Source organism: Candidatus Tisiphia endosymbiont of Hybos culiciformis (assembly GCF_964030975.1).
In the GTDB taxonomy this organism is placed as follows: domain Bacteria; phylum Pseudomonadota; class Alphaproteobacteria; order Rickettsiales; family Rickettsiaceae; genus Tisiphia.
In genome coordinates this window covers 102,296-128,631 of sequence record NZ_CAXIQH010000001.1, presented here as the reverse complement: position 1 = coordinate 128,631, position 26,336 = coordinate 102,296, and the positions used below count along the sequence as shown (strand labels likewise).

The 26,336-nt window shown below is 33.4% G+C and carries 26 protein-coding genes and 1 pseudogene; 13 read left to right on the top strand and 14 right to left on the bottom strand.

Going from position 1 to position 26,336, the window contains the following annotated elements; translation table 11 throughout:
• Nucleotides 1–149: 149 nt before the first annotated feature.
• Entirely contained in the window at nt 150–1,472 is a 1,323-nt protein-coding gene (locus tag ACQH2P_RS00715) for an IS5 family transposase (RefSeq protein ID WP_425362593.1), read from the top strand.
• A gap of 268 nt (nt 1,473–1,740) precedes the next feature.
• On the opposite strand, the gene ACQH2P_RS00710 is transcribed toward ACQH2P_RS00715, so the two are convergent.
• Nucleotides 1,741–2,244 (bottom strand): CarD family transcriptional regulator, encoded by a 504-nt coding sequence (locus ACQH2P_RS00710; protein ID WP_425362615.1) that lies wholly within the window; start codon nt 2,242–2,244, stop codon nt 1,741–1,743.
• A gap of 292 nt (nt 2,245–2,536) precedes the next feature.
• On the opposite strand from ACQH2P_RS00710, the gene ACQH2P_RS00705 reads away from it, so the two are divergent.
• Nucleotides 2,537–2,662, top strand: coding sequence for a hypothetical protein (locus ACQH2P_RS00705; RefSeq protein ID WP_425362614.1), 126 nt, complete (start codon nt 2,537–2,539; stop codon nt 2,660–2,662).
• A 140-nt stretch (nt 2,663–2,802) separates the two neighbouring features.
• On the opposite strand, the gene ACQH2P_RS00700 is transcribed toward ACQH2P_RS00705, so the two are convergent.
• The 6 genes from ACQH2P_RS00700 to ACQH2P_RS00675 form a co-directional block, all read right to left on the bottom strand.
• Nucleotides 2,803–2,925 carry a hypothetical protein gene (locus ACQH2P_RS00700; RefSeq protein WP_425362613.1) on the bottom strand — a complete coding sequence of 41 codons (123 nt, stop codon included), beginning with the start codon at nt 2,923–2,925 and terminating at the stop codon, nt 2,803–2,805.
• Nucleotides 2,926–3,119: 194 nt separating this feature from the next.
• Nucleotides 3,120–4,379 carry a beta-ketoacyl-ACP synthase II gene (fabF, locus tag ACQH2P_RS00695; protein ID WP_425362612.1) on the bottom strand — a complete coding sequence of 420 codons (1,260 nt, stop codon included), beginning with the start codon at nt 4,377–4,379 and terminating at the stop codon, nt 3,120–3,122.
• 15 nt (nt 4,380–4,394) lie between these two features.
• The gene (acpP, locus tag ACQH2P_RS00690) at nt 4,395–4,667 is read right to left on the bottom strand and encodes an acyl carrier protein (RefSeq protein ID WP_425362611.1); all 273 of its coding nucleotides are present in this window, start codon (nt 4,665–4,667) and stop codon (nt 4,395–4,397) included.
• 309 nt (nt 4,668–4,976) lie between these two features.
• Nucleotides 4,977–5,876 carry a TerC/Alx family metal homeostasis membrane protein gene (locus tag ACQH2P_RS00685; RefSeq protein WP_425362610.1) on the bottom strand — a complete coding sequence of 300 codons (900 nt, stop codon included), beginning with the start codon at nt 5,874–5,876 and terminating at the stop codon, nt 4,977–4,979.
• 61 nt (nt 5,877–5,937) lie between these two features.
• Nucleotides 5,938–6,075 (bottom strand): hypothetical protein, encoded by a 138-nt coding sequence (locus ACQH2P_RS00680; RefSeq protein WP_425362609.1) that lies wholly within the window; start codon nt 6,073–6,075, stop codon nt 5,938–5,940.
• 100 nt (nt 6,076–6,175) lie between these two features.
• Nucleotides 6,176–6,745: a YqgE/AlgH family protein gene (locus ACQH2P_RS00675; protein WP_425362608.1), complete on the bottom strand. Its 570-nt coding sequence runs from the start codon at nt 6,743–6,745 to the stop codon at nt 6,176–6,178.
• Nucleotides 6,746–6,909: 164 nt separating this feature from the next.
• On the opposite strand from ACQH2P_RS00675, the gene ACQH2P_RS00670 reads away from it, so the two are divergent.
• Nucleotides 6,910–7,602: a CvpA family protein gene (locus ACQH2P_RS00670; RefSeq protein ID WP_425362607.1), complete on the top strand. Its 693-nt coding sequence runs from the start codon at nt 6,910–6,912 to the stop codon at nt 7,600–7,602.
• Nucleotides 7,603–7,701: 99 nt separating this feature from the next.
• Here ACQH2P_RS00670 and ACQH2P_RS00665 read toward each other — a convergent pair whose 3' ends face one another.
• Both ACQH2P_RS00665 and ACQH2P_RS00660 read right to left on the bottom strand, forming a co-directional pair.
• Entirely contained in the window at nt 7,702–7,836 is a 135-nt protein-coding gene (locus ACQH2P_RS00665; protein ID WP_425362606.1) for a hypothetical protein, read from the bottom strand.
• 41 nt (nt 7,837–7,877) lie between these two features.
• Complete coding sequence (locus tag ACQH2P_RS00660) at nt 7,878–8,018, bottom strand: hypothetical protein (protein WP_425362605.1); 141 nt, start codon at nt 8,016–8,018, stop codon at nt 7,878–7,880.
• An 81-nt stretch (nt 8,019–8,099) separates the two neighbouring features.
• Between ACQH2P_RS00660 and tatC the strand changes: the two are divergent.
• The 6 genes and pseudogenes from tatC (at nt 8,100) to ACQH2P_RS00630 (ending at nt 17,970) form a co-directional block, all read left to right on the top strand.
• Nucleotides 8,100–8,854: pseudogene (gene tatC, locus ACQH2P_RS00655) on the top strand (twin-arginine translocase subunit TatC).
• On the top strand, nt 8,832–10,118 hold the full coding sequence (gene serS, locus ACQH2P_RS00650; protein ID WP_425362604.1) for a serine--tRNA ligase: 1,287 nt from the start codon (nt 8,832–8,834) through the stop codon (nt 10,116–10,118). The pseudogene tatC and the gene serS overlap by 23 nt, the downstream one beginning before the upstream one ends.
• A gap of 84 nt (nt 10,119–10,202) precedes the next feature.
• Entirely contained in the window at nt 10,203–12,641 is a 2,439-nt protein-coding gene (locus tag ACQH2P_RS00645) for a VirB4 family type IV secretion/conjugal transfer ATPase (protein ID WP_425364070.1), read from the top strand.
• Nucleotides 12,642–12,657: 16 nt separating this feature from the next.
• On the top strand, nt 12,658–16,065 hold the full coding sequence (locus tag ACQH2P_RS00640) for a hypothetical protein (RefSeq protein ID WP_425362603.1): 3,408 nt from the start codon (nt 12,658–12,660) through the stop codon (nt 16,063–16,065).
• A gap of 127 nt (nt 16,066–16,192) precedes the next feature.
• Nucleotides 16,193–17,053 (top strand): UDP-3-O-acyl-N-acetylglucosamine deacetylase, encoded by an 861-nt coding sequence (lpxC, locus tag ACQH2P_RS00635; protein WP_425362602.1) that lies wholly within the window; start codon nt 16,193–16,195, stop codon nt 17,051–17,053.
• A 26-nt stretch (nt 17,054–17,079) separates the two neighbouring features.
• Nucleotides 17,080–17,970, top strand: coding sequence for a hypothetical protein (locus ACQH2P_RS00630; protein WP_425362601.1), 891 nt, complete (start codon nt 17,080–17,082; stop codon nt 17,968–17,970).
• 407 nt (nt 17,971–18,377) lie between these two features.
• Here the strand turns inward: ACQH2P_RS00630 and ACQH2P_RS00625 are convergent, their stop codons facing one another.
• Entirely contained in the window at nt 18,378–18,512 is a 135-nt protein-coding gene (locus tag ACQH2P_RS00625; protein WP_425362600.1) for a hypothetical protein, read from the bottom strand.
• A gap of 154 nt (nt 18,513–18,666) precedes the next feature.
• Here ACQH2P_RS00625 and ACQH2P_RS00620 point away from each other — a divergent pair, with 154 nt between their 5' ends.
• Complete coding sequence (locus tag ACQH2P_RS00620) at nt 18,667–19,989, top strand: IS5 family transposase (protein ID WP_425362593.1); 1,323 nt, start codon at nt 18,667–18,669, stop codon at nt 19,987–19,989.
• A 278-nt stretch (nt 19,990–20,267) separates the two neighbouring features.
• Here ACQH2P_RS00620 and hisS read toward each other — a convergent pair whose 3' ends face one another.
• The 3 genes from hisS to mnmA form a co-directional block, all read right to left on the bottom strand.
• Nucleotides 20,268–21,521, bottom strand: coding sequence for a histidine--tRNA ligase (gene hisS, locus ACQH2P_RS00615; RefSeq protein ID WP_425362599.1), 1,254 nt, complete (start codon nt 21,519–21,521; stop codon nt 20,268–20,270).
• Nucleotides 21,522–21,532: 11 nt separating this feature from the next.
• Entirely contained in the window at nt 21,533–22,921 is a 1,389-nt protein-coding gene (locus tag ACQH2P_RS00610) for an amino acid permease (RefSeq protein ID WP_425362598.1), read from the bottom strand.
• A gap of 447 nt (nt 22,922–23,368) precedes the next feature.
• Nucleotides 23,369–24,466: a tRNA 2-thiouridine(34) synthase MnmA gene (mnmA, locus tag ACQH2P_RS00605; protein ID WP_425362597.1), complete on the bottom strand. Its 1,098-nt coding sequence runs from the start codon at nt 24,464–24,466 to the stop codon at nt 23,369–23,371.
• Nucleotides 24,467–24,862: 396 nt separating this feature from the next.
• On the opposite strand from mnmA, the gene ACQH2P_RS00600 reads away from it, so the two are divergent.
• On the top strand, nt 24,863–25,081 hold the full coding sequence (locus tag ACQH2P_RS00600) for a hypothetical protein (protein WP_425362596.1): 219 nt from the start codon (nt 24,863–24,865) through the stop codon (nt 25,079–25,081).
• Here the strand turns inward: ACQH2P_RS00600 and ACQH2P_RS00595 are convergent.
• Entirely contained in the window at nt 25,040–25,579 is a 540-nt protein-coding gene (locus ACQH2P_RS00595; RefSeq protein ID WP_425362595.1) for a demethoxyubiquinone hydroxylase family protein, read from the bottom strand. The two genes, ACQH2P_RS00600 and ACQH2P_RS00595, sit on opposite strands and share 42 nt — an antisense overlap.
• Before the next feature lie 174 nt (nt 25,580–25,753).
• Between ACQH2P_RS00595 and rpmH the strand changes: the two genes are divergently transcribed.
• Together rpmH and rnpA are read left to right on the top strand one after the other, a co-directional pair.
• On the top strand, nt 25,754–25,888 hold the full coding sequence (rpmH, locus tag ACQH2P_RS00590; RefSeq protein ID WP_341757073.1) for a 50S ribosomal protein L34: 135 nt from the start codon (nt 25,754–25,756) through the stop codon (nt 25,886–25,888).
• Between the two features lie 3 nt (nt 25,889–25,891).
• A complete protein-coding gene (rnpA, locus tag ACQH2P_RS00585) occupies nt 25,892–26,332 on the top strand; it encodes a ribonuclease P protein component (protein ID WP_425362594.1) in 441 nt (146 codons plus the stop codon).
• Nucleotides 26,333–26,336: the final 4 nt, after the last annotated feature.

Below are 26,336 nucleotides of genomic sequence, written 5' to 3'. Positions count from 1 at the left end.
CGTAAACTTTGTGCATACAGTAAGGGAACTAGTCTCCCCGTCAAAAGTCTAGAAGGATAATATATAATATGGTTAGCGGGTAAAAATATCTAGATAATCCATAAGAAAATGCTATAATATTGGCAGAAACCTTATGGATTGTATGAATTATGCCGATAGAAGATATAATAAAATCCCAAAAACAAGGACAGCTTTTTGGTTATAAATTGACCGAAGAATTAAACCCTAATAACAAGTTATATAAATTAAGATCGTTAATAAATTGGACTGTTTTAGAGGAATGGTTATTGACAAATGTTAATATCAAGAAATTTGGTAGGAATCGCAGATGTCACAGGTTATTACTTGGAGTAACTATGCTGCAAGCGATGTATAACCTGTCAGATGCTGCAGCTGAAGAAGAGCTGAGAGAGAACGTATATTGGCAATATTTTTGTGGTTGGGAATATTTGCAGAAAGATGCTGAGATATCAGAAGCTAGTATACGAAGGTTTCGTGCTATATTAGGGGAAGAAGGATATAATGAGATATTAAAAGAATTAACAAGAATTGGTTGCAAAGTCGGAGTGCTTAAAAAAAAAGACTTAGCATCGATAATCGTTGATACTACAGTACAAATTAAGAATATTAAGTATCCTCATGATGTGTATTTGATGGATAAGGCAAGAATAGAGCTAGTAAAGTTATGTCATACTTTAGGCATTAAGTTACATGAGACATATGCCAAGCAATATAAAAAAGACATAGTAAAATTATGGAAATATAAGGATAATAGTAAAGCCAAAAAACGTAAGAAGGTAATGCAACATTTAAAGATATTGCTGGGTCGTTTAATAAGAATATGTCAGCGAGAAATAGCAAAAACAAAGTTAAGTTTGTCATTAAAGCAGCAAGAAATACTAAATAAGATTAAAAAGATTCAGGCACAATCTATACTGAGTAAAGCAGAGAAAGAGCGATATAAGGAGGATAATAAAGTATTATATAGTTTTCACGCACCGGAGGTAGAGTGCATAGGTAAAGGGAAATTAAACAAACCCTATGAGTTTGGTAACAAGGTTTCGATAGCAGTAAGTGGTCGAGGTAATTTTGTATTAGCGGCCAAATCATTTCATGGCAATCCATATGATGGTCATACATTATCGCAGACTGTAGAGGTTGTAAAGAAATTAACAGGAGTGGGAATAGCCAGGACATTTGTTGATTTAGGCTATAAGGGGAATAATTTTAAAGAAAAAGACAAGGTGTATAGCCCATATTGCAAGAAGAAGCTATCCTCAGATGATAAGGCAATGATCAAGAGAAGAAGTGCTATAGAGCCGATAATAGGACACCTTAAGCATTATGGTAGAGTTGGCAGAAATTACTTAAAAGGAGTAATAGGAGATATAATAAATCCGTTAATTTCCGCTGTAGGATTGAACTTACGGTGTATTGCTAATCACCTGCTCAAAACAAATTTTTCTACATAAAAATTAGCAAATAAAGAAAATTAATCAAACGATTACAAAATCGTTAACAAAACGTCATGCAAAAATTTTCTAAAAATCATCTTTTTATATCAAAAAATTACATCAGAACAATTAAACTCTAAAATTTTATACAAAAATTTTTTGCTAAGGTGCTAATTTTTGAATTTTTTGCACTTTTGACGGGGAGACTAGATCCCCGCATACGCGGGGATGACAAACATTGCCATTTCAAAACCAATTCTTCAACCAGAAGAGTATAGATATTGATTTATGCAGCGAGTTTATCCCGTAATACTTCAATTAATTTATTAATTGCCTCATCAGGATTTATATTTTCAAGAATTGCAAGTTCCCCAGCAAGCCTATTTAAGGCTGATTCATAAATAGTTCTTTCACTATAAGACCTATCACTATCAACGTTCTTGTAAAGATCTCGTACCACTTCTGCTACAGCTACTATATTACCAGAATTTATTTTACTTTCATACTCTTGGGCTCTTCTACTCCACATCCTATTACCTTGCTTAGCTTTACCCTGAAGTGTTGAATATATTATAGTCAGATCAGTCTTACTAACAAGCTTTCTAAGACCCGAGATAGTGGCTCTATTTACAGGTACTTTTAGAATCATTTTGTCTTGAGGAAACGATATTACATAAACCCTAATATCAGCCCCAGCTATGATTTGCTGTTCGACATTTACTATCTCTCCAACTCCATGGGATGGATATACAATTCTTTCCCCTACTTTAAATTCAGATGATGTTGACATGCTTACTCCTTATCCATTATAAAAACTTAGATTATAGTTAGCTTATTTGAATTTGCCTAAGCAAGTTACTCCTAACCCCTTATCATCAAATCCTATTGAATTAACTATTAGTTCTTTTGCAAACTCACTATACTAAAGATGATAACACACATGGAGTATAACATATTTTGGGAGAATAACAAAGTATAAGTTATAAAATTTAAGGGTGCAGGCAATAGACTTCCTGCATAAGTCAATCTAGTTGGTGATTTTGTCGTCGAAAATTTGCCTCCGCTCCTCACATACGTCTATAGTGAAACCTATTGAATTAGGTGATACAAACTTTGTGTCATACCTGCGAAAGCAGGTATCTAGATTCCCGCCGTTGCTAAGAATGACAACTTACAATAGTTATGTTCTTTATCACCTAATCCTATAGGCATAACTATATGTAGCACAACTGTCGAAAGTTAGAAGGTAGAAGGGGTTTAGAGGTTATCATGGTAGTTTAAAAGTTACGGAAAAATAACTGGCGTCATTGCGAGGAGGCATGAGCCGACGAAGCAATCCTATTTTGTGTCATCCCTGCGTAGGCAGGGATCTAGATTCCCGCCTACGCGGGAATGACAAGGAGTGCAGAAATGACAACTTACAATTGCTTCGCCGACCTACGGTCTTCTCGCAATGACGTTGACCATACACGATTTTTAAAGTGTACTATCTAAAACCGCTTCTTCTAACTTTCGACAGTTGTGGTCTATGTACGCGAAGGTAGCATGCTTCATTTCTCCTAAAAATCCCGAGAGCTTTTTTGACTTATACTAGGATACTGAATAATGTTTATTAAACCATCGCCAAATCATTTATATCTAACCCGATGGTCATTACTCTGTCTATTATATTTTCTTAACAATTAAACTAGCATTAGTTCCACCAAAGCCAAATGAGTTAGAAAGTACGTAATTAATTTTTGTCTTTCTAGCTTCTAAAGGCACTAAATCTATTTTTGCTTCCGGTATCGGTTTATGTAAATTTAGAGTTGGTGGGGCAACTTGATCCCGCATTGCAAGAATTGAATATATTAACTCCACGCTACCAGTTGCTCCGAGCAAATGACCGATAGATGATTTCGTTGATGACATAAGAACATTTGGGTTGGCATCCAAAAATAATTTTTGGACAGCTAGTAACTCAACAGCATCACCAACTTGGGTAGAAGTACCGTGAGCATTGATATAATCAATAAGACTTGCATCAATTTTTGCATCTTTAAGAGCATAAAACATAGCTCTATAAGCACCTCTTCCATCAGGATGAGGTGAAGTCATATGATAAGCATCTCCAGTAGAACCATACCCGACAATTTCAGCGTAAATCTTAGCGTTTCTGCTAAGAGCATGCTCATATTCTTCAAGTACTACAACGCCTGCTCCTTCTCCCATTATGAATCCGTCATGATCCTGATCCCAAGGTCTTGATGCAGTTTCAGGGGTAGAATTATATTTAGTAGATAACGCCCTTGCAGCAACGAATCCCGCCACTCCAACCGGAGTAACCGGTGCTTCGGCTCCACCAGCAATCATAACATCCACATTACCATATTGAATCATACGCATAGCATCTCCTATGGCATGAGCTCCAGTAGAACAGGCTGTTGCTACTGCTTGATTTGGTCCAGTAAATCCGTATTTAATGGAAACGTGACCTGAAAGGAGATTAATTAATGAGGCAGGGATAAAAAATGGGCTAACTTTGCCACTATTTTCTTTATGAAACTTTACTGATGTCTCTTCGATCATCTTAAGTCCACCGATTCCTGAACCGAGTATTAAACCTGTCCTATCTCCGGATAATTCATCTTTTACTTGCCATCCACTATCCTCGATTGCCTCGGTAGCTGCTGCAACACCATATTGGATGAATAAATCCATCTTATGTACATTACGAGGGTCAATAAATTTCTCCGGGTTAAAGCCATTATCAGTTGAATGCTCCACAATACCAGCTATTTTACAAGCAAGGTTGGAAGTATCAAACCTAGTAATTGTCTTAATACCACTACGTCCCTCTATAATACCATTCCAAGAAGGCTTCACGCCCACTCCCAGAGGGGTGATTAGTCCGATACCTGTTATAACGACTCTTCTAGTTGACATAACTATAACTTATGATTAATTTTTTTTATGTTGTCTTACGTATTGTATCAGAACCCCAACTGTTAAAATTTTACTAGCATCTTCATCTGGTATATCGCATTTATACTTTGCTTCTATTGCCATCATTAATTCAACTATATCTAAACTATCTGCTTTAAGATCCTCAACAAATCTAGATTCAGGAGTAATTAAATCTTTTTTTACTTTTAATGTGTTAGCAACGATTTCAATAACATCTTGTTCGATAGTATCCTGATCGACAATATTTTGTGCAATATTTTCATCCATAATTAGAACCTCATAACATAAATTAAATTTAGTAAAATATTCAAACTCTAACTACTTACAATGATTTGTATAGAATAAACATAATTTCATACATAAGTAAGTTTTGAGTAGATCGATACAACAGTTTCAAACTTCTAGCATAAAAATATATTTTATGCCAGTGGAAAATAAACAAGATTATAGCATTACCTATAAATCTTTACATTTAAAGAGACATATCACCTAACTTAATCTTTTTAATTTTATTATTTATAATATTAAGAAACCATAGTTGTTTCTTATTGTATAATTGTTAACTTATTACGTTAATTATATACGTTTTTTCTTAATAATAGAGATAATAATGCCAAGAGACAAAAGAATAATTGTCATAGCCAGGGTAGTATAAGATGGAATATGAATAACATGTTCAGCGAATATTTTTATACCAATAAATATTAATATTAATGCTAGTGAATATTTTATATAACTAAATTGCTTAACAACATTAGCTAAACACAAGAATAAGGCACGTAAACCTAATATGGCAAAAATATTAGAAGTATAAATTATATAAGGATCCTTAGTGATAGCAAATATTGCTGGTATACTATCAATGGCAAACACAATATCCATGACTTCTATCATGATTAATGATGCAAGAAGAGGAGTAATACTGATACCTTTGCTAGTTTTAATAAAGAATTTGTAACCAGAAATTTTTGGGGTAAGATTAAAGTATTTTTGTAGGATTCTATAAATATACGATTCTTGCACTTTCAAATTTTTATTTGATATATAGAAAGTTTTTATACCTGTAATTATAAGGATAATCGCAAAAACATATAATAACCAAGAAAATTTTGAGATAACAATGACGCCTAAATATATAATTATAGCTCTAGACACTATGACCCCTAGAATCCCCAAAAACAATATTCGATGTTGATAGATCAAAGGAATAGAAAAAAATTGGAAAATCATTAAAATAATAAAAATATGATCCAATGACATGGCTTTTTCTATAAAAAAACAAGTGTAATATTCTTGGGCTTTTTCTCCTCCCATATCAAAGAAAATAAAAAGACCAAAGAGGCATGCTATAATTAAGTAAAAAAGACTAAAATAAATAGTTTGGCGGAAGGTTAATACCTTATTTTCTTTGTTGGCAAAACCAAGATCATAGATTAGTAACCCTACGATCACTATACAAAAAACAACCCACGTCAAAGTATCCTCCTATAAGCCTAGGCGATGCACACATAATTAGTGAGATGTATACATCTTTCAGTTAAACGTCATTGCGAGGAGCCGCTTTAGTTACGATGCGGTAATTGTAAGTTGTCATTCTTAGCAACGGCGGGAATCTAGAGATACCTGCTTTCGCAAGGTTGACACAAAACAGGATTGCCTCGTCGTGCTTACACACTCCTCACAATGACGTTGAAGAATTTTGTGTGCATCGCCTAGCCTATAAGCTACTATAATAACTTGAAGAATTGACTTTTTCAAATTATTAGTTTTTATTGTTAAGCATTACCCATTCGTGAAGTAAAGTGCGATTCTTTGATACCAAGATTTTGCAAAGCATTGTGCCACTTATGCTCTGGATGACCAGAGAAAATAAACTCTTTATCACAATCTGTTATTATCCACAAATTATCCTTAATCTCTGCTTCAAGCTGCCCTGCTTTCCAAGAAGTGTAGCCAATAATAAATAAACTATTTTTAGGGCCATGACCAGAAGCAATATCATGAGGTATTTGAGGATTAGAGCTAACTGCTAGATGATTCTGAAACTTCAATAATAAATTCTCGTTATAATCATCAGAATGCAGGAAGAATCCACGTTCATGCTCAACTGGTCCTCCCAAATAGATAGGCATCATAATATTATCTACCTGAACATCAGATATTTTGAAGAACGATTTTATTTCTATATGATTTACTAAATTATTGAAAATTAAGCCCATCGCCCCTTCTGCTGTATGAGACAGCATATAAACAAGTGACTTATTAAATATACCATCAAGCATGTAAGGAGTAGCTATCAAAACCTTACCAGACAAATTATCAAAAATTTTATTATTTTCATTCATAATGTTTATTGTATTGTAAAATTTATTTAGTCTATAATTATTATTAATACACTAGCTTTTAGATACATATAGTGTTAAATTACGCCTATTCAATAAAAATTTTGAATATGATAATAAATATACCCTATCTGTTCTAAACCTAAAGTAATTTTTTAAAAAGTCTAATGTTTACTTGGTTTGACATAACAATACTGGCAATTATTACTGCTTCATCAATGCTTGGAGCCTATAGGGGACTTGTAAAACTTACTATCAGCTTACTTGGCTTTATATTTTCAATTATTTTTGCCTATTACCTATCTCCATATATTACTAAAATCATTACTCCGTATTTTATTAACCATATTGCATTGGTAATTAGCTCTGGGATTATCTCCTACATTATATCTTGGATTTTATGCTCTTTTTTAACCAATAAATTTCTTTTGATGATTTCCGTTATAAGTGGTGGACTTATTGACAGAGTTCTGGGTTTAGGCGTTGGTATGTTTAGAGGTATGATTATTTGTTTATTCCTATTTCTAATCTTAACAATTTTCTTTTCTGGCAGTTATCTGCAAGCAAAAACGCTAAAAGATGTTATGCAAAATACTACCATTGATAAATATCCGGAATGGCTTAAAGAATCCGCGACTACTCCCTATCTAGATAATTTAAGTAAGAATTTTATAAAAACTCTACCACAAAATAGTTTGGAATCCATTAAGTTACCTATAAAATCAGAGAATATTGATACTACAAATGTGTTAAAAGAATCACAATCCAAAGAATCTCCCAATAAAATGAAAAAACTTTCTGAAGATCTTAGACAAGAACTTGATGAGGTATTGTCGCAAGAATTAGAGAAAAATGATTAGCTCATTTCAAGCAAAAATACATTTGATGTTATTCCTAGCGGGAATCTATAATACTTCATGGTTGTCGAAAGTTAGAAGAGGAAGCTGGTTTAGAGGTCATCATGGTAGTTTAAAAGTTGTGGAAAAATAACCGGCGTCATTGCGAGGAGGCGTGAGCCGACGAAGCAATCCATTTTTGGTTACTTTTGCGGATTGCTTCGTCGGCTCACGCCTCCTCGCAATGACGTTGACCACATACGACTTTTAAAGTGCCTTACCTAAAACCGCTTCCTTTTCTAACTTTCGACAGCCCTGCTAGATATAGTGAAACCTATTGAATTAGGTGATACAAACTTTGTGTCATACCTGCGAAAGCAGGTATCTAGATTCCCGCCTACGCGGGAATGACAACTTACAATAGTTATGTTCTTTATCACCTAATCCTATAGGCATAACTATACCTGCTTTTGCAGAAATGACATTAAGTTGAGCTGACAAATATTATAAATAGTTAATTTATGAAATCATATACCTTTAAAGAGCATTTTCTAGAGCTAAAAGCTAGATTATTACGAGTATTTACTGCATTCATTATTGGTTTTATTATTTGTTATTATTTTAGTAGTAATATATATGATATTTTATTAGAACCACTTGCAGAATTAAGTCATGCTAATATAAGAAGGGTAATCTATACTGGTCTTACTGAAGCATTTTTTACTTACATAAAACTTGCGGCTTTTGTTTCTTTTCTCATGATTATGCCAATTATCACCATAGAATGCTTTCTATTTATAAAACCTGGACTATATCCACATGAGAAAAAATATGCGGCTTTTATTCTTTTTATGTCCCCTGTTTTGTTTTGGTGTGGGGGTATCTTTGTGTTTTACTTTGTTATGCCTCGTGCCTGGCAATTTTTTTTGAGCTTTGAAAATGATAATGTCATTATTCCTCTAATTCTAGAAGCTAGAGTTAGCGAATATTTAAATTTAGTAATTCAGCTAATTATTGCTTTTGGTGTAGCCTTTCAATTGCCAATTATTATGTTAATATTAAATTTATTAAAAATATTAACAGCAAAAGACTTAGTGAACAAGAGAAGATGGTCTATAATAATTATTTTCATTATTGCTGGTATTTTAACTCCACCGGATGTGTTGAGCCAATTTGCCCTTGCAATACCAATGCTTTTATTATATGAAACTTCAATAATTATGTGTAAATTTGTAGAAAACCGAGGAAAATAGATGCTAGATATAAAATGGATTAGGGAAAATAAACAGGAATTTGATGATTTACTTATCAAAAGGGGAATTGCTCCAATGTCCGATAAAATTACTAAACTAGATGAAAGCAAACGTCAGTTAACTAATCTTATCCAACAATTCCAACATGCAAGAAAGAAAAAATCTAGATCTTTAGGTAACATACCTAACAAGGCTAGTAAGGAATTTGAAGAACTAAAGCGTGATGTGGATCATATAAATGAAAAATTAGAAGAACTGACTCTAAAATTAAATAGTAATCATCAGCTCAACGATATGTTGGAAGTACTGCCAAACCTTCCTGATGATGACGTACCATATGGTACTGATGGAAGTATGAATAAGCTTATTAGAACAGTTGGAGACATTACAACAAAACCATCACCATTGTTAGCTAAGCAGCATTTTGAGCTTGGTGAGAGTTTAGGTATGATGGATTTTGTACGTACTGCTAAAATGTCTGGTAGTAGATTTGTAACTCTCAAGGGAGATTTAGCAAAGCTAGAGCGTGCATTGATTAATTTTATGATTGATACTCATACTCAGGAATTTGGCTTTACTGAATTATCTCCTCCATCTTTAGTACGACCAGTTGCCATGTATAATAGTGGTCAGTTGCCAAAATTTGCAGAAGAGTCGTTTGAGACGACGAATAATTACCGGCTAATTCCAACAGGAGAAGTACCTCTTGTTAATATGGTATCTGATACTATAATAGCTAGGGAAGAATTGCCTATACGTTATGTTGCTTATACCCCCTGTTACAGATCAGAATCTGGAAGTAGTGGTAAAGATACTAGAGGTATGATACGTATGCATCAATTTGGTAAAGTGGAATTGGTTACAATAACTACTGCTGAAGAGTCTAAGCGTGAACATGAATATATAACTAATGCAGCTGAAACCATTCTAAAAAAACTTGATTTATCATATAGAGTTATGTTGCTTTGTACTGGAGATATGGGATTTAATGCACAAAAAACCTATGATTTGGAAGTATGGTTGCCAGGTCAGAATCTATATCGTGAGATTTCAAGCTGTTCTAATTGTGGAGATTTTCAGGCGAGAAGGATGAAAGCTAGATATAAAGAATTTGGTAGCAACGAAACTACTTTTGTGCATACGTTAAATGCTTCTGGTTTAGCAGTTGGTAGAACAATAATCGCAATTCTAGAAAATTATCAAAATACAGATGGTTCAATAACGGTTCCAGATGTTTTGGTGAGTTATATGGGTGGGTTAGAACGAATTCATACAATTAAATATTAAGTATGAAAGATTGAGATAATTATGCTAAAAACAAAAGAATATAAATAATATATGTTTATTTAGTAGGTATCATTGGTGTTTAAAATAGCTAGCAATTCAAGAAAAATTGATAAGGATTTGTACAATAATTCTGCAGAGAATTTCATTCCAATTGCTTGTCACTATAATGAAAATACTCTGTTAACTAAGAATGGGGAACTACTCCAGACTATCCAAATAAACGGCATTAATGCAGAAAATATTAGTGATAAGCTATTCAATCTACGAGAAGTAGTGCGTAATGCTATCAAGAAAAATGCTCATAATAAAAATTTTGCATTTTGGATACATACGGTACGACGTAAGACAAACTTAGATGACCCAACTCCTTACAATAAATTGTTACCAGCTAATATTCACAATCTATGGCAACAAAAAAATTACTGGGATGATAAATTTGTTAATACCTTATATATCTCAATAATTTATGATTCTAATAACATTAAAGTTAAAGATATTAACTCTTTGATAACTTCTTTGTCTTTCGATAAAATTGTCAATTACCAAAATAACTACTTAGATAGTGTTTTTAAAATGCTAAATAGTACTGTTGATACAATACTTTTGGATTTACAAGATTTTGGTGCAGTAAAGTTAGGAATAAGATTTGAAAAGGAGGAATCTTACTCTGACCTGATGTTTTTATATCGTAGAATAGTCCATCTCAACGAGGAATATTGCTTAGTGCCAATCGCCAATTTATCTAAGGCTTTAGCGTCCAATCAATACGCAGTTGGTAATGATAAGATTGAAGTAATAAGCCAACATGGTAAAAAGTTTGCATCCATTATTTCAATAAAGGAATATCAAGAAGTATCCTCAGCTGCCCTTGATGGATTCTTACAATTACCTGTAGAATTAATAGCAACAGAAATATTTTATTTCGTTGATAAAAAAGAAGTATCTAAAGCATTTGAAGAACAGGCATATATTTTACAAGTTAGTAAAGATGCTAAGCTTGCTGAAATTACCGGAATAGACAAGATAATGAATCTTGATGCTTCAATCCCAAACCAATTTTGTAAACAACAAATTTCCATTGCTATTATAGGATCAGACTTGAACAAATTGGATCAATCAATTGCTCAGGCATCTAAGGAACTTGCTAAAATTGGGGTTGTCCATGTACGAGAAGATATAAATTTAGAGTCGACATTTTGGGCACAACTTCCAGGCAACTTCTCTTATATTAGAAGGTTGGCTCCAACAATTATCGAAAATATAGCTGCCTTAGCTTCATTACATAATTTTCCGACTGGAAGTCAAAATAACATATGGGGTAAAGCAATAACTTTGCTTAGAACGGAGAAGGGAACACCTTACTTTATGAATTTTCATGCTAAAAGTAATAACAGAGGAAATACTTGTATTTTTGGCACAGCCAATACTGGTAAGACTGTACTAACAAATTTTTTAATTTCTGAAGCAACTAAGTATAAGCCAACAATATTGTATCTTTCCAACAATAATAATTCAAAGATTTTTGTTGAGTCAATTGAAGGGCAGTGGATTGAAAAAGAAAAAAACCTAATAAATCCGTTTTTACTAGATGATACTCTAGAGTCAAAGCATTTTATTATCGAATTTCTTAAGATAATTTGTAATAATTCTTTTTATCCCTTAAACGAGGTCGAATTAGCTTTTCTAGAAAAGTTTGCTGATAAAATTCACAGTTTAGATAATAAGGATCGTAATTTTTCATCCATTTTAAAAATAATCGATTTTTCTATAGAAGGTGGGGAGTTAATCAAACTAAAATTAACTGATTATGCAGAAGGAGGATTATATGATGGTATATTTGATAGTGATAAATTTCCTTTATCCGAAGGCAATATAATAGGATTTAATTTATATTCTTTCTCTGAGAAGTCCTTTACTGAACGTTTTTATCCAACAGATAGAAAACTTCTAGAAGCATTCTCAATGAATTTAACTAAGCATAATAGTTTATGTGTAGGGTTAATATATGCTTTTAACTATCATTTAACTATTACAGGGAAGAGTCCAAAAATATTAGTAATAGATAATCTTGATTCCTTGTATAGACCTGAAAATTTTGATAACATATCACAGATGATTTCTAATAGATTGCTGAAAAATAATGGAGTCATGGTTAGTAATTTTAATTTCAGTTATTTGCAGTCGATAAAAACAAGGGTGTTACAGAATTGGTTGGACTTAACAGATACTAAAATAATTTTACCATCAGAAATAAAATTGCAGTATTTAGACCAAATTTTAGGGTTAAATGAATCAGAAATCAAGAAATTATCGAAATTTACGATTGCTTCTAGAATGTTCTTAATAAGCCAAGATAGCCAATCTATTGCTGTGGAGCTGAGTATAGGAAGTTTAATTGGCATTATTAAAATTTTATCTTGTAGAACTGAGGAATTAAAAATATATCAAAAAATATTACAACAATATCCAGGACATCCTGATAGTTGGATTAATTCTTTGTATATAGCATTAAATCGTATTTAGTTGGAAGAGGAATTTGGTGCTAAAAAAATATTATCTAGTATTGTTCTTGTTGATTTACTCAAGCAATAGTTATGCATCATTTTGGAATGGAGTTGCAGAATGTTTAAATAATCCCTGCAATTGTGGTTATGGTGAGATAAATGAAACATGGAACAATGAGGTCAAAAGAACAATAAAGCCAAACCCTCTATGTCCTCCATGGAATAGGCGGGATGGACGTGATGCAGATAATTGCTTAATTCAATTTGATCCTCCTGAGAATTGGATTGGCTTTTATCTGCAGCATTGTGCGGAACATACAACAGAAAGTTCTTATTTTGCACCAAAAATTCGCATAAGAACTCAAAGTTGCAATGCATTTGCCTGCTGGAATCAATCCACTTCTCTAAATTGGGATGGTGAATGTGTAATATGGCCTGGGGCTTATGCCTTACCTCTACTCAGAATTTGTGCTAGAATTGCTGTCCCAGCAGTTGAACCGACGTCATTAAATAGTAAAGGAACGCCCGCAGATCCTGGTTACACTCCTGGGAAGCACTTGAATGATGTTGGTTTTCCAGAAGATGATACGTCACCAATAGGAGAGGATGGAAAGCCTATTAAATTTGATAGACCAAAGTTATGTGCATATAGTGATCCTGGTTTGGTGAATCTTGTTTCAGCTACCGGAGTTCACTTAGATCCGCTGGACTGGAACCCAGTAAGACAGCCTCTTCATAAAACAGATGAATTACACCCTCTTACAAAAGTCCTGGTATTTTTAATAGATATTAAGACTAGTCTGACTATGTCAGCACTATTGGGTAAGTTATTAGATATGCTGGGGGCTGAAAACACAGCAGGTCTTGATGTTATAAAACAAATGGTTAAATGGGTAGGATATATTCTTGAGCAACAATGGATGTATGATATAGCAAAAGAGATCCTAAAAACAATTGGGACACTAAATCGTTCTGTTGATGATTACGAATTTGGTTGTGTTGAGTTACCATTTGGCCCTTTCCCACCCCCATATTGTCCTAAATTAGCTCCATTAATTATTACTCCCACTACCAAGTCGGTATGTAGCAAGAAGAAAGAAGGTAAGAAGAAAAACGAACTGTTTGTTCAGTCTTCAGATGCACCGTGTGTGGTATCTAAATTAAGGAATAATCTTATTCATAATGTCGTGCGTGTTAGTTTAGATAATCTGATACCTCTTTGTAAAAATAAAGAAAATCCTCAAAAAACCGATAAATGTGTAGTAATAAATAATCTTGGTCCATTTGCTTCAGCTAAAGGGATTCATATTGCTACCGTTCAACGTGATGCAATAAAAAAGTGTCCAGTTGGTAATACAGAACCTTGTGTTAACACAAAAATTGATTTTAAGTGTAGCGTTACTGAAAATGGTTGTGAAGATGGGTTTAGGATAGTCTATGCACAAAAAATAGGCGAGCATTCTAAACCAAGTGATTATTATGTTGATGATCTGCCTGATTGTAACAGCCGTGAGGCAAATGGTAAAACTACTTGTCAAGAAATATGGGGAATAAATATTGGAGAATTTATCGATGTTAAGATTGAATTTCCTAAGGTACAAAGTCAGGATGGTAACAATTTATTATCACTAAAGAAATCCTTTGAACTCAAAGATAATAATGGCAATAACCGGCCTTTTGTTGTATCAATTGCTAAAGATGCTTTTTTGGATACTACCTTAGACCCTGATTTTCGCCGTGATCCACAGTCTATTTGTGTAACAGAAGGAGATCAGCTGGTCGGTTGTGAAAAAAGAGTGACAGACGGCTACCAAATCTTAACCCAAGAGTGCGGGGTAGATCCCGAAGTTATTTGCCCTAATAATAGCTATTATACCCCCCAATTTGTTGCGTCAATACAAGTATTAGACACAGAAGGGGAGAAGGTTGATTTAACTAGCACTGTTGTTACACCATTGTTGGTAAACTCAAATTATAAACAAAAGATAGAAGAAATAATAAATTTAGCAGGATATAATTTTACTTCCTTCATGGCATATATTTCTAATACTCCTCCAGCTATATATACTGCTATACCTTTTTCTGGGAAAAACTCTATGAATCCTTCAACGATATATGGTGAATACAAAAACGACAAGGAACCCAACAAAAAGGCTCCCTACGATACTGAAGGAAAACCTATTACAGATGCGATATATTTGAAAGGTCTTGAATATATAAATGGTAAATATATTCAAGGGGCAACACATGGTTGTTTACAATTAAAAGATATAGAGAAATGTATTCCTGGAGTAAATAATACTAATTGTGTACTAGCAAAACTACTTGAATCAGATACAATTGATTGTTTAAACTTTAAGGAACAAAGTACACAATATCAAAACCTTCTTCCCCTATGTAAATCTATTACTAATTGTAACTCTATAAAGACTATTGAGGGTATAACAATTTATAAATGCAATACTATACATTGTTATACAAATGATCGTAATCCAGGAGTTGAGGTATGTAAAGTGTCTGTAGATTTCAATAATAGAAGTTATCCCTCCCCATTGCAAGGAGACAAGATAAATACCGGGCAGCATTACGATCCTGCTTCTAAGGAAAAGGAGGTGCCTAAATATGATCCTAAGATTTATGCAATCCGAGATAAAACTTCTCAGGAATTAGGTTTTTGTACTCCAATTAAGGTTCCTAAATGTGAAGCAATTTCTACCCCGACTGATATCAATGGTAACGCAACATGGAGGTCTGATAACCCAAGTGACCCAAGAACAGAAATAGGTCATTTGGCATTAGGTACTTGCAAACCTGGTTGGGTAGTAATCGATCCGAATAAACCACTGCAACGTTACTGTTTATCAAATATAGATAGCAAAACCATTGCTTTTGAGGTATTACCAAATGGCGTTGGTTGTAAAGAAGGCACTGCTCTTAGTTCCAAATATACAAGCGATTTCAAAGATAGTTTTCCTGTTAAAAATAGCTATGATCCTTTAACTAAAACTGGTACCTCTGTACTTGGTGGTCCACACGGTTCTGTAGCAGATCTAACAGATACATTACATTGGGCAAATTATGAGTTTGATATACCTAATACTAATATACTGAACTCTTTTACAATAGGTGGAACTGGTTCGTATTATGATGATTACTTAATGATTAAAGTCAATGATAAACTTATTTATACCGGTCCCCCTAACCATGAGTTTAAGGATATAAAATGTAGAGATTATAAAGCTGATAATTGTGTTGTTTACATTTCTAAAACTGGTAAAGAAGAAGATTTTGTAAAAGCCCCCGACATATATAGAGCTACTCGCTTGTCAACACCAATTAATCTGATGCCATATTTACGAAATGGTAAAAATAATATTAAGATTTATGTTGGAGTTGTTGGTGGAGGGATTTTGAACCTTACTATTAAATACCAACTAAAATAACAATAGTAAATTTTTGAGAATATAAAGAGTCTATTGGTGTAATATTTTGTAACATAATGTAACTTGCATATAATTGGTTAAGGTACTAAAATAGCTCGAATTTCTAAAATATTAGTAGAATTGACCAATGCAAGTATCCATACTAAGCCCTGTGAGTTGTTATGGGGTAGGCGTTCATTCCGGTAACATTACTCAGTTGACTTTAAGACCAGCTGCAGAAAATACTGGCATTGTCTTTGTCAGAACTGATGTAAGGCAAGAGATAAACTTTATTCAAGCTAGTTGTTTGAATGTCTCAGAGACTTCTTTCTCTACTACCATAAAAAATGAGCATAATATTTCCATTTCAACTATAGAGCATTTAATGGCAGCTCTTTGGGGATGTGGGATCGACAACTTAATAATTGAAATCGATGGTTCTGAAGTGCCGATAATGGATGGTAGCAGTAAAGCTTTTGTTTTTATGATAGAATGTGCTGGTCGAAAATTACAAAATGCCCCAAAGAAATACCTAAAAATCTTAAAAGAAATTAGGGCAATTCACAAAGATTGTGAGCTAGTGTGTAGCCCCTCTCATAGTATGACGGTTGATATGACAATAGATTTTGCTAGCAAAGCTATTGGCAAGCAAAATTTACTCTTCTCAGAAAATGAATCTTTCAAAAATAATATTGCTGATGCTAGAACTTTTGGATTTGTCCATGAACTTGAATATTTAAAAAGTAAGGGGTTGGCACGTGGTGCCTCTCTCGATAATGCTATAGGTATAGATCAAGATATTATAATAAATCACGATGGACTTAGATATAGCGATGAATTTGTGCGGCACAAACTTCTCGATCTATTCGGAGATTTATATACTACAGGAGGTCATCTAATAGCTAACATTACTGGTTATAAAACTAGTCATGCTCTGAATAATCAATTTTTACGACAAGTATTTAGTGATCCTAGTGCTTATCAATGGGTTAGTGATAGAGAAATTTAAGCTTACAGCAGCTCAGGTTTAATTATATGGCTAATGAAGAAAAAGAAGCTATAAAGTTCAAAGAATTAGAAAAACAAATTCAGCAATTAAAAAAGCGAGTTCAGCCAGGAATAGATATGCATAGTGCAGCATCTTTTAAGACTGGTTTGGTCTATAATTTACTCCTAAAGATAGAGCCTTTATTGCACAAGAAGGCAAAACCTCTATTGAATAAAACTGAACCTGTATTTAAGTTCATATACCAATATTTTTACCTATTATTATTTTTCTGCCTAGTAATGTTTATAGTAACTACGTCTCGTATATATGATCGAGCTGAATTAGTATCTGTTGCAAAAAATTATATGCTGTCTGAACAAGCACGATCTATGATTGTAGTCGGTATGATATCTATGATTATTATTGTTGCTAGGCGTTACTCCTTTATCGTTAATATTTATAACTTTCTAGAAGCTTCTGTAACTAGTTTTATTGTGATTTATTCCTTTACCTTTGCCATAGCTCTTATCGTTCACTCTTTAATGATCAAATTTAACATAATAGATATCCAAAATGTTCAAGAAACTAATATCATGTATATATTAATAGCAATATTTCTAGCCACAATGTTTATTTTTAACCCAGTATACTTAATAATAAAACGTCATATGCAACTTTATTATCGTAAGTGGATACATTATCAACCATCTTTGCTATTGGTAGCTACTATTTTTTGTATGCTAATATGCATATCTGCTACAATCTGGAGTGAAAGATACTTCGTTTATCCAGAAAAGGGTAACGAAATAATAAAAATATATGCTGCTATTTGGTTGCAAGTTAAGTTTCTCCTCCCTATTTTTATAATTCATGCTATAGGATTGCTAATAAGTGAATATTATATTGATAAAAAACGCAAAGAAATATATGGGGAGTAAATGACAGGGCGATTTAAAAGTCACAACTAATAGCAGAAAAAGACCGGTTGTATTTAGGTGAATAACCGTCATTGCGAGGAGCCGCAAAGCGGCGACGCGGCAATCCAGAAATTACGATGACAAAAATAAAACAACAAGCTGTTTATTTGGATCGCCACGCCACTTCGTGGCCATAGTCCCCCCGTCAAAAGTCTAAAGATACAACATCTGCTATGTTTAAACAAAAAGGATGTCATTCCTGCGTAGGCAGGAATCTATAATATCTCATGGCTTTTTGTCGACTATTTTAGATACCTGCTTTCGCAGGGATGACAAGCTTGGTACTGTGATTAGGTTATAAAAACTTTGTAAATCCATAAGGTTTTTGATAAAATAGGGTGAAAATCTTATGGATTTTGATGTGATTTTTAACCGCAAACATGTATTATAGTGAAACCTATTGAATTAGGTGATACAAACTTTGTGTCATACCTGCGAAAGCAGGTATCTAGATTCCCGCCTTCGCGGGAATGACAACTTACAATCGTTATGTTCTTTATCACCTAATCCTATGAGCATAACTATACCTCTAATACCTAGTCTCCCCGTCAAAAGTCTAGAAGGATAATATATAATATGGTTAGCGGGTAAAAATATCTAGATAATCCATAAGAAAATGCTATAATATTGGCAGAAACCTTATGGATTGTATGAATTATGCCGATAGAAGATATAATAAAATCCCAAAAACAAGGACAGCTTTTTGGTTATAAATTGACCGAAGAATTAAACCCTAATAACAAGTTATATAAATTAAGATCGTTAATAAATTGGACTGTTTTAGAGGAATGGTTATTGACAAATGTTAATATCAAGAAATTTGGTAGGAATCGCAGATGTCACAGGTTATTACTTGGAGTAACTATGCTGCAAGCGATGTATAACCTGTCAGATGCTGCAGCTGAAGAAGAGCTGAGAGAGAACGTATATTGGCAATATTTTTGTGGTTGGGAATATTTGCAGAAAGATGCTGAGATATCAGAAGCTAGTATACGAAGGTTTCGTGCTATATTAGGGGAAGAAGGATATAATGAGATATTAAAAGAATTAACAAGAATTGGTTGCAAAGTCGGAGTGCTTAAAAAAAAAGACTTAGCATCGATAATCGTTGATACTACAGTACAAATTAAGAATATTAAGTATCCTCATGATGTGTATTTGATGGATAAGGCAAGAATAGAGCTAGTAAAGTTATGTCATACTTTAGGCATTAAGTTACATGAGACATATGCCAAGCAATATAAAAAAGACATAGTAAAATTATGGAAATATAAGGATAATAGTAAAGCCAAAAAACGTAAGAAGGTAATGCAACATTTAAAGATATTGCTGGGTCGTTTAATAAGAATATGTCAGCGAGAAATAGCAAAAACAAAGTTAAGTTTGTCATTAAAGCAGCAAGAAATACTAAATAAGATTAAAAAGATTCAGGCACAATCTATACTGAGTAAAGCAGAGAAAGAGCGATATAAGGAGGATAATAAAGTATTATATAGTTTTCACGCACCGGAGGTAGAGTGCATAGGTAAAGGGAAATTAAACAAACCCTATGAGTTTGGTAACAAGGTTTCGATAGCAGTAAGTGGTCGAGGTAATTTTGTATTAGCGGCCAAATCATTTCATGGCAATCCATATGATGGTCATACATTATCGCAGACTGTAGAGGTTGTAAAGAAATTAACAGGAGTGGGAATAGCCAGGACATTTGTTGATTTAGGCTATAAGGGGAATAATTTTAAAGAAAAAGACAAGGTGTATAGCCCATATTGCAAGAAGAAGCTATCCTCAGATGATAAGGCAATGATCAAGAGAAGAAGTGCTATAGAGCCGATAATAGGACACCTTAAGCATTATGGTAGAGTTGGCAGAAATTACTTAAAAGGAGTAATAGGAGATATAATAAATCCGTTAATTTCCGCTGTAGGATTGAACTTACGGTGTATTGCTAATCACCTGCTCAAAACAAATTTTTCTACATAAAAATTAGCAAATAAAGAAAATTAATCAAACGATTACAAAATCGTTAACAAAACGTCATGCAAAAATTTTCTAAAAATCATCTTTTTATATCAAAAAATTACATCAGAACAATTAAACTCTAAAATTTTATACAAAAATTTTTTGCTAAGGTGCTAATTTTTGAATTTTTTGCACTTTTGACGGGGAGACTACCTACAGCCTTTTTGACGGAGAGACTAGCTCGCGATGACGGTTATTCGTTTCTATAACCTAGTATTTTATATCATTAGTTATGACTTTTAAATTGCCTTGCTCAGCAATAATTCTATAACTTGTTCAAATTTCAATAAATATTCTTGTTCTTTATCAAGATCTTTTAATTTAAAACTATTACTCATTTGTTCATCATCACCAACAAAAATAGCATATTTAGCTTTCTGTAGATTAGCTCGGGTCATTCTTTTGGCTATTTTACCTTTAGCGTCTAAGGTAACAGAAATATTTTTTTGACGCAATTGGTTTGCTAAAATTAAACAATATTCTAAATTATTGTCGCTAATAGGAAAGATAAATACTGGTCTTGCCTTAGGTATGTTATATTCTCTCATTAAGGCAAGCCTTTCAATTCCAGCAGCAAAGCCAATGGCTTTTGTCTCGTGACCTCCCATAATTTTGCTCAACCCATCATATCTTCCACCAGCAAGAATTGTCGACTGACTACCAAGTTTGGTAGTAGTAAACTCAAAAGTTGTATGGCAATAATAATCAAGCCCCCGTACTAACCTTGGATTAATAATATATTTTACATTAAGCAAATTTAAGTATTTTAACACATCATCAAAATATCTTGCAGTCTCGCTATTATAATAGCGAGATATTAGCGGACTATTTGCAACTATCTTTTTATCATTTTCATCTTTTGAATCTAATATCCGCATCGGATTTTTGATCAGTCGCTTTTGGCTATCTTCTGATAATTCTGACTTATAGTCATTGAAATACTCTACCAATTTCTGTTGGTAGAGAGTACGAGTTGCAGCACAACCAATTGAGTTTATTTCTAAAGTTGTATCTCTATCTATTTCTAAAGCCTGAAGAACGTCTAATGCAAGCTTAATTGTTTCAGCATCGTTACTGGCTCCTTCTTCTCCACCAATATATTCAAAGTTTATTTGATGAAATTGCCTTTGTCTACCAGCTTGTGGTCGGTCATAACGAAACACTGGACCACTTGAAAAGAATTTAATAGGTAATGTTTGTTGCAGGTTATTAGATATAAATGCCCTAATAATGCCAGCTGTAAACTCAGGTCTAAGAGAGATATTATTATCACTCTTATCAAGAAAACTATACATTTCCTTGCTTATTACATCAGAAGTCTCTCCAAGTGTGCGGTCAAAGACTTTAGTATATTCAAGTATCGGTGTACTCATGGCTTGATAACCATAAAGTTCACCGATATGTTTTGCTATGTTAATTATATAATCGTGAATTATATAATCCTCAGGTAGTAGGTCTTTAGTGCCACGTAATGGTTGTAGTGCATTATTCATACAAATTAAACTTATCGTTTTATAAAGAACAATCTAAGAATATACAGAATAAACATTACCACAAACCAGTATATCAGCAATTGACCTGCAATCATCAAATTAAAATTACTATCAAATATTTGTATAGATAGTAAATATAGGCAAGCTACTAAAACAAATGGTATAATGATAAATGCGGCAGGACATTTAAAGGGTCTTGTAGCATTTGGCATTTTTATTCTAAACAACATGACTATTATAGCAACCGCTGTATAATCTATTAATGATCCCATGGATGAAAACTGCACAAGCACTGTAGTTGGGCAAAATCCTCCTAATAATGCAGCAAGTACAGAAAATATTAAGATAGTAATATAAGGACTATCATGTTTAGGATGAAGTGTTGCAAAGCTTTTTGGCAATAATCCATCTCGGGCAATTACATAAAAAATACGGGATGTAGCATAAATATTCATCATTAGTACCGTAGTCATACCACATACTGCTCCAGTAGCAACTATAGCAGAACCGACATTACTATTGTTCAAGCTAAGTGCATGAGCAAGAGGTTGGTCATTATTAAGTTGAGCAAAAGGTGCTATGCCAGTGACTAGTCCAGCTATTATAACATATACTATTGTTGCAATTACTAGTGATCCAATAATACCGATCATTAAATCTCGATTAGGGTTTTTGCATTCTTCAGCTGTAGTGGCTATTGTGCCAAAACCTGTCATAGCAAAAAATAGGATAGATGCCCCAACTAGCATGTTATTGAAGCCAAAAGGTAGAAAATTCTGCCAATTTGTAGCATCAAAATGCGGTGTAGCAAACACAATAAAAGCAAATATAGCTGCCATTTTTACAAATACTAAAATAGCATTTAGTTTTTTACTATCTTTTGTTCCTAAATACAAAACAAAAGAGACAAACACTACAATAAGAAAAGCGGGTAGATTTATTATTCCACCATTGCTAGGCACGGTAGTTAAAGTCTCCGGCAAATTTATTCCACCAGCTGACAATATTGCCTGAACATATCCAGACCAAGCGGCCGCAACAGCCCCAGCAGCAAAACCAAGCTCTAATATAATAACACTGCCCATTAACCAAGCAAACACCTCACCAAATGCTATATAAGAGTAAGTATAAATACTACCAGAAGTAGGTAACATTGTGGCAAGCTCTGTATAGGCAAGAGCAACAAAAATACATGTTCCACCTGCAATAACATAGGATAGCATCACTGCTGGACCAGAAAATTGAGCGGCAACTAGACCAGTTGTTACAAATACACCCGTACCTATTATAGCACCAAGTCCTAATAATATCAGGTCAAATGCTCCTAGGGTTTTGCTAAGACCGCTAGTCTTACCTAGTTCTTTTATTGATTCAAAACTTTTTTTTGTTAAAAAACTCATTATTTCTCCAATTTTAATAATAGATAAATACTATAGCTACTATATAGCTAATCCTGATAAGATATTGATATCTCAGGCGTCTATTAGCGAGAATGCATAAGCCAACGAAGCAATTTTTTTGTCATCCCTGCGAAAGCAGGGACTAGATTCCCGCCGTTGCTAAGAATGACATCTTACAATTGCTTCGTCGGCTCACACCTCCTCGCAATGACGCAGGTTATTTTTCTACAACTTTTAAACTACCATGATAACCTCTAAACCCCTTATCTTCTAACTTTCGACAGTTGTGACTGAGGTGGCTCCTCGCAATGACGGAGAGGTTAGCTATAATAACAAGTTATTCCAAATTTGGTCATATTTATAAATATAGCAGATTTTTATTACCCACTAAGTAGCTATTTCATTATTTTTGCGATATTGCTTATCTTTTTATATAGGAAATCTATATTATGCAATTTCTCTAGTGATCCATCCCCCACCAAGAACCCGATCATTATCATATATGACACAAGCTTGACCAGGAGTTACAGCTTTCTCTGCAGACATTAACTTTACTTTAATTTCTGTAGCACTCATTTTGCTAATCTTGGCAAAGGTAGCAGGACGAGTTGAACGAATCTTAACTTGCACATCAATTTCCTCTTGTGCAACCATTTCTTTACCCAGCCAGTTAACATCCTTAATAGTAAATTCGGTAGAATCTAATACCGAATCTGGACCAACATATACAATTTTTGTATTAGGGTCAATTCTTACTACATAAAGTGGCTCCTGAAAAGCTATTCCAAGTCCACGACGTTGACCTACAGTATAGTTTATTATACCATTATGTGTCCCAAGCTCAAAGCCGTCTACATGGATTATTTTACCTTTTTCATTAGCATTGGTTCGTATATTACTAATTACCTTCCTATAATCACCATCTGGCACAAAACAAATATCTTGGCTATCAGGTTTATCTGCAACGCCTAAATTAAACTTGGTAGCAATATTTCTTGTTTGTTCCTTACTTAATTCTCCCAAAGGAAAAGATAGATAATTTAGTTGTTCTAAGGTAGTTGCAAACAAAAAATAGCTTTGGTCTTTGCCAATATCAATACCAGTATGTAATTCTGCTCCATCTATACCTTCAATTTTCCGCACGTAATGACCAGTAGCAAGACAGTCAGCTCCTAAATCTTTTGATACTTTTAATAAGTCTTTAAATTTAACTGACTGGTTACATTTTACACAGGGCAGGGGTGTTTCACCTCTAATGTAACTATCAGCAAAGTCATCAATTACGGACTCTTTAAATTTAGACTCGTAATCTAGTACATAATGCGGAATGTTTAACTTATCTGCTACCATTTTTGCGTCATAAATGTCTTGCCCAGCACAACAGGCATTTCTTTTCATAGTGGCTATGCCGTGATCATATAATTGTAGTGTTATACCAATGACTTTATGTCCTTGTTCACAAAGCATAGCAGCCACTACTGAGCTATCAACTCCACCAGACATTGCAACTACTATTGTAGATGGATTACTTATTCTATTACTCATTACATTATTGGTACATATATGTTATGGTAAATATAAATTACCAACTAGGAGACTGTTGGAGATAACTAATTAATTATATTTTAAGCTATTTTTCGGCGATAATAAATAGGATTTTTGAAGGAATAGTGTACCTATTTCAAGAAAATCCTGTTTATTAGCAGCCAAAAAGAGCCAAATATAGAATTACTTTAGTTATTTCCGACAGTCTCCTAGATAAACAAAACAATACATTATAATAACTTTATAGTTAAATTACAATAGGCTTTTAAACTGTCCTGATTTTTAATCCTCCATTAATTTTTAATATCAAAAATTGCTCCTAGCAACTTTTCAAATCAAATATAGCAGATTTTTATGCTCCACTAATAGCAATTATAGTTATGCCTATAGGATTAGGTGATAAAGAACATAACTATTGTAAGTTGTCATTCCCGCGTAGGCGGGAATCTAGATACCTGCTTTCGCAAGGTTAACACAAAGTTTATATCACCTAATTCAATAGGTTTCACTATATCAGTAGTTGCGACTTTTAAACTGCCCTGTACCTCAATAATCAACATAATTCTTGACTCATTAAACTTTCTTACTCAAACTAATAGCTATATTACACATTAACTTGACAATTTTATTAATTAGGGGGGCGAATACTACTTCATTACTGCCTTGCACTAGAGCTATATCTTTATGCTCCGTTTCATCAAGCTGAAATTGCTTTATACTATCTAATAATTCTTTTTCTAAATTATATCCTTCGAGATAATCTATTTGTTTCTGATAATGTTGTTCAATCACTTCTTCTACACTTTGTGTTAGTAGCATAGCAGTTTTTGTTCCTATCAATATTGACCCACTACCAAGTATATAACCAATAATATGCCAGAATGGCATCAAGATAGTTGGTCTAACGTTACGTTGTAATAACAAGTTAGTAAAGTAGCTTAAATGTACTTCTTCTTGCTGCATCATATGTTTTACTGTAGAATAGGTCTCATGGTTTTTACAATAATTTAATTGTCCTTCATAAATTCGTTTAGCACCGTATTCCCCGGCATAGTTCACTCTAATAATTTCTTTTATGATATTTTCTGAATTGGTAAAATCGGGTCTTGCCATACGCCTTAGCTATTTAAATAATATTATTTAGCAATTTTATACCTAAAATTTATTCCATCAAGAATATAATGCAGAAATTTATCAGTTCTTTAAGAGATAGATTTATATCTTAGTTGACAGTTTAGTATTATTATGGTATAAGTAAGTCTGCTACTTCGTATTGGATATGAGTTTATGAAACGTACATTTCAGCCTAGCAATTTAGTAAGAAAAAGAAGGCATGGCTTTAAGGCAAGAATGGCAACTGTTGGTGGTAGGGAGATTTTAAGGAAGCGTCGGGCAAAAGGCAGAAGAAAATTATCAGCATAGTCAGTGCTTATTTTATCCCTAAAAAATCAGAAAGAATTTGACCTAGTTAATAAGTTAGGAAAAAAATTCCATAGCCCTTATTTTATTACAATAATAGCAAAAGATTTTACTAAGCTTCTTACAAAATTGAATGTAGGAAATAATGTTGATGGCAAAACTATCAACCCAACACAGTTATGTAAAAAATCTAGTGAAATTTTAGAGAGTTCGTCAAATATAGTACTTTTTGGCATAAAAGCCGGGAAGAAATTAGGAAACGCTGTTATTCGTAATAAAATCAAGAGACGTATCAGGCATTTAGTTAGGCTTCTAAGTAAAGAATCACAGCCCAAACCCAATAGTTGGGCAATGATAGTTATACCTAAGAAAGGCTTTGAGCAAATTGAGTTTGCAACTTTACTAAGTGAGTTATATAGTCTCCCCGTCAAAAGTCTAGAAGGATAATATA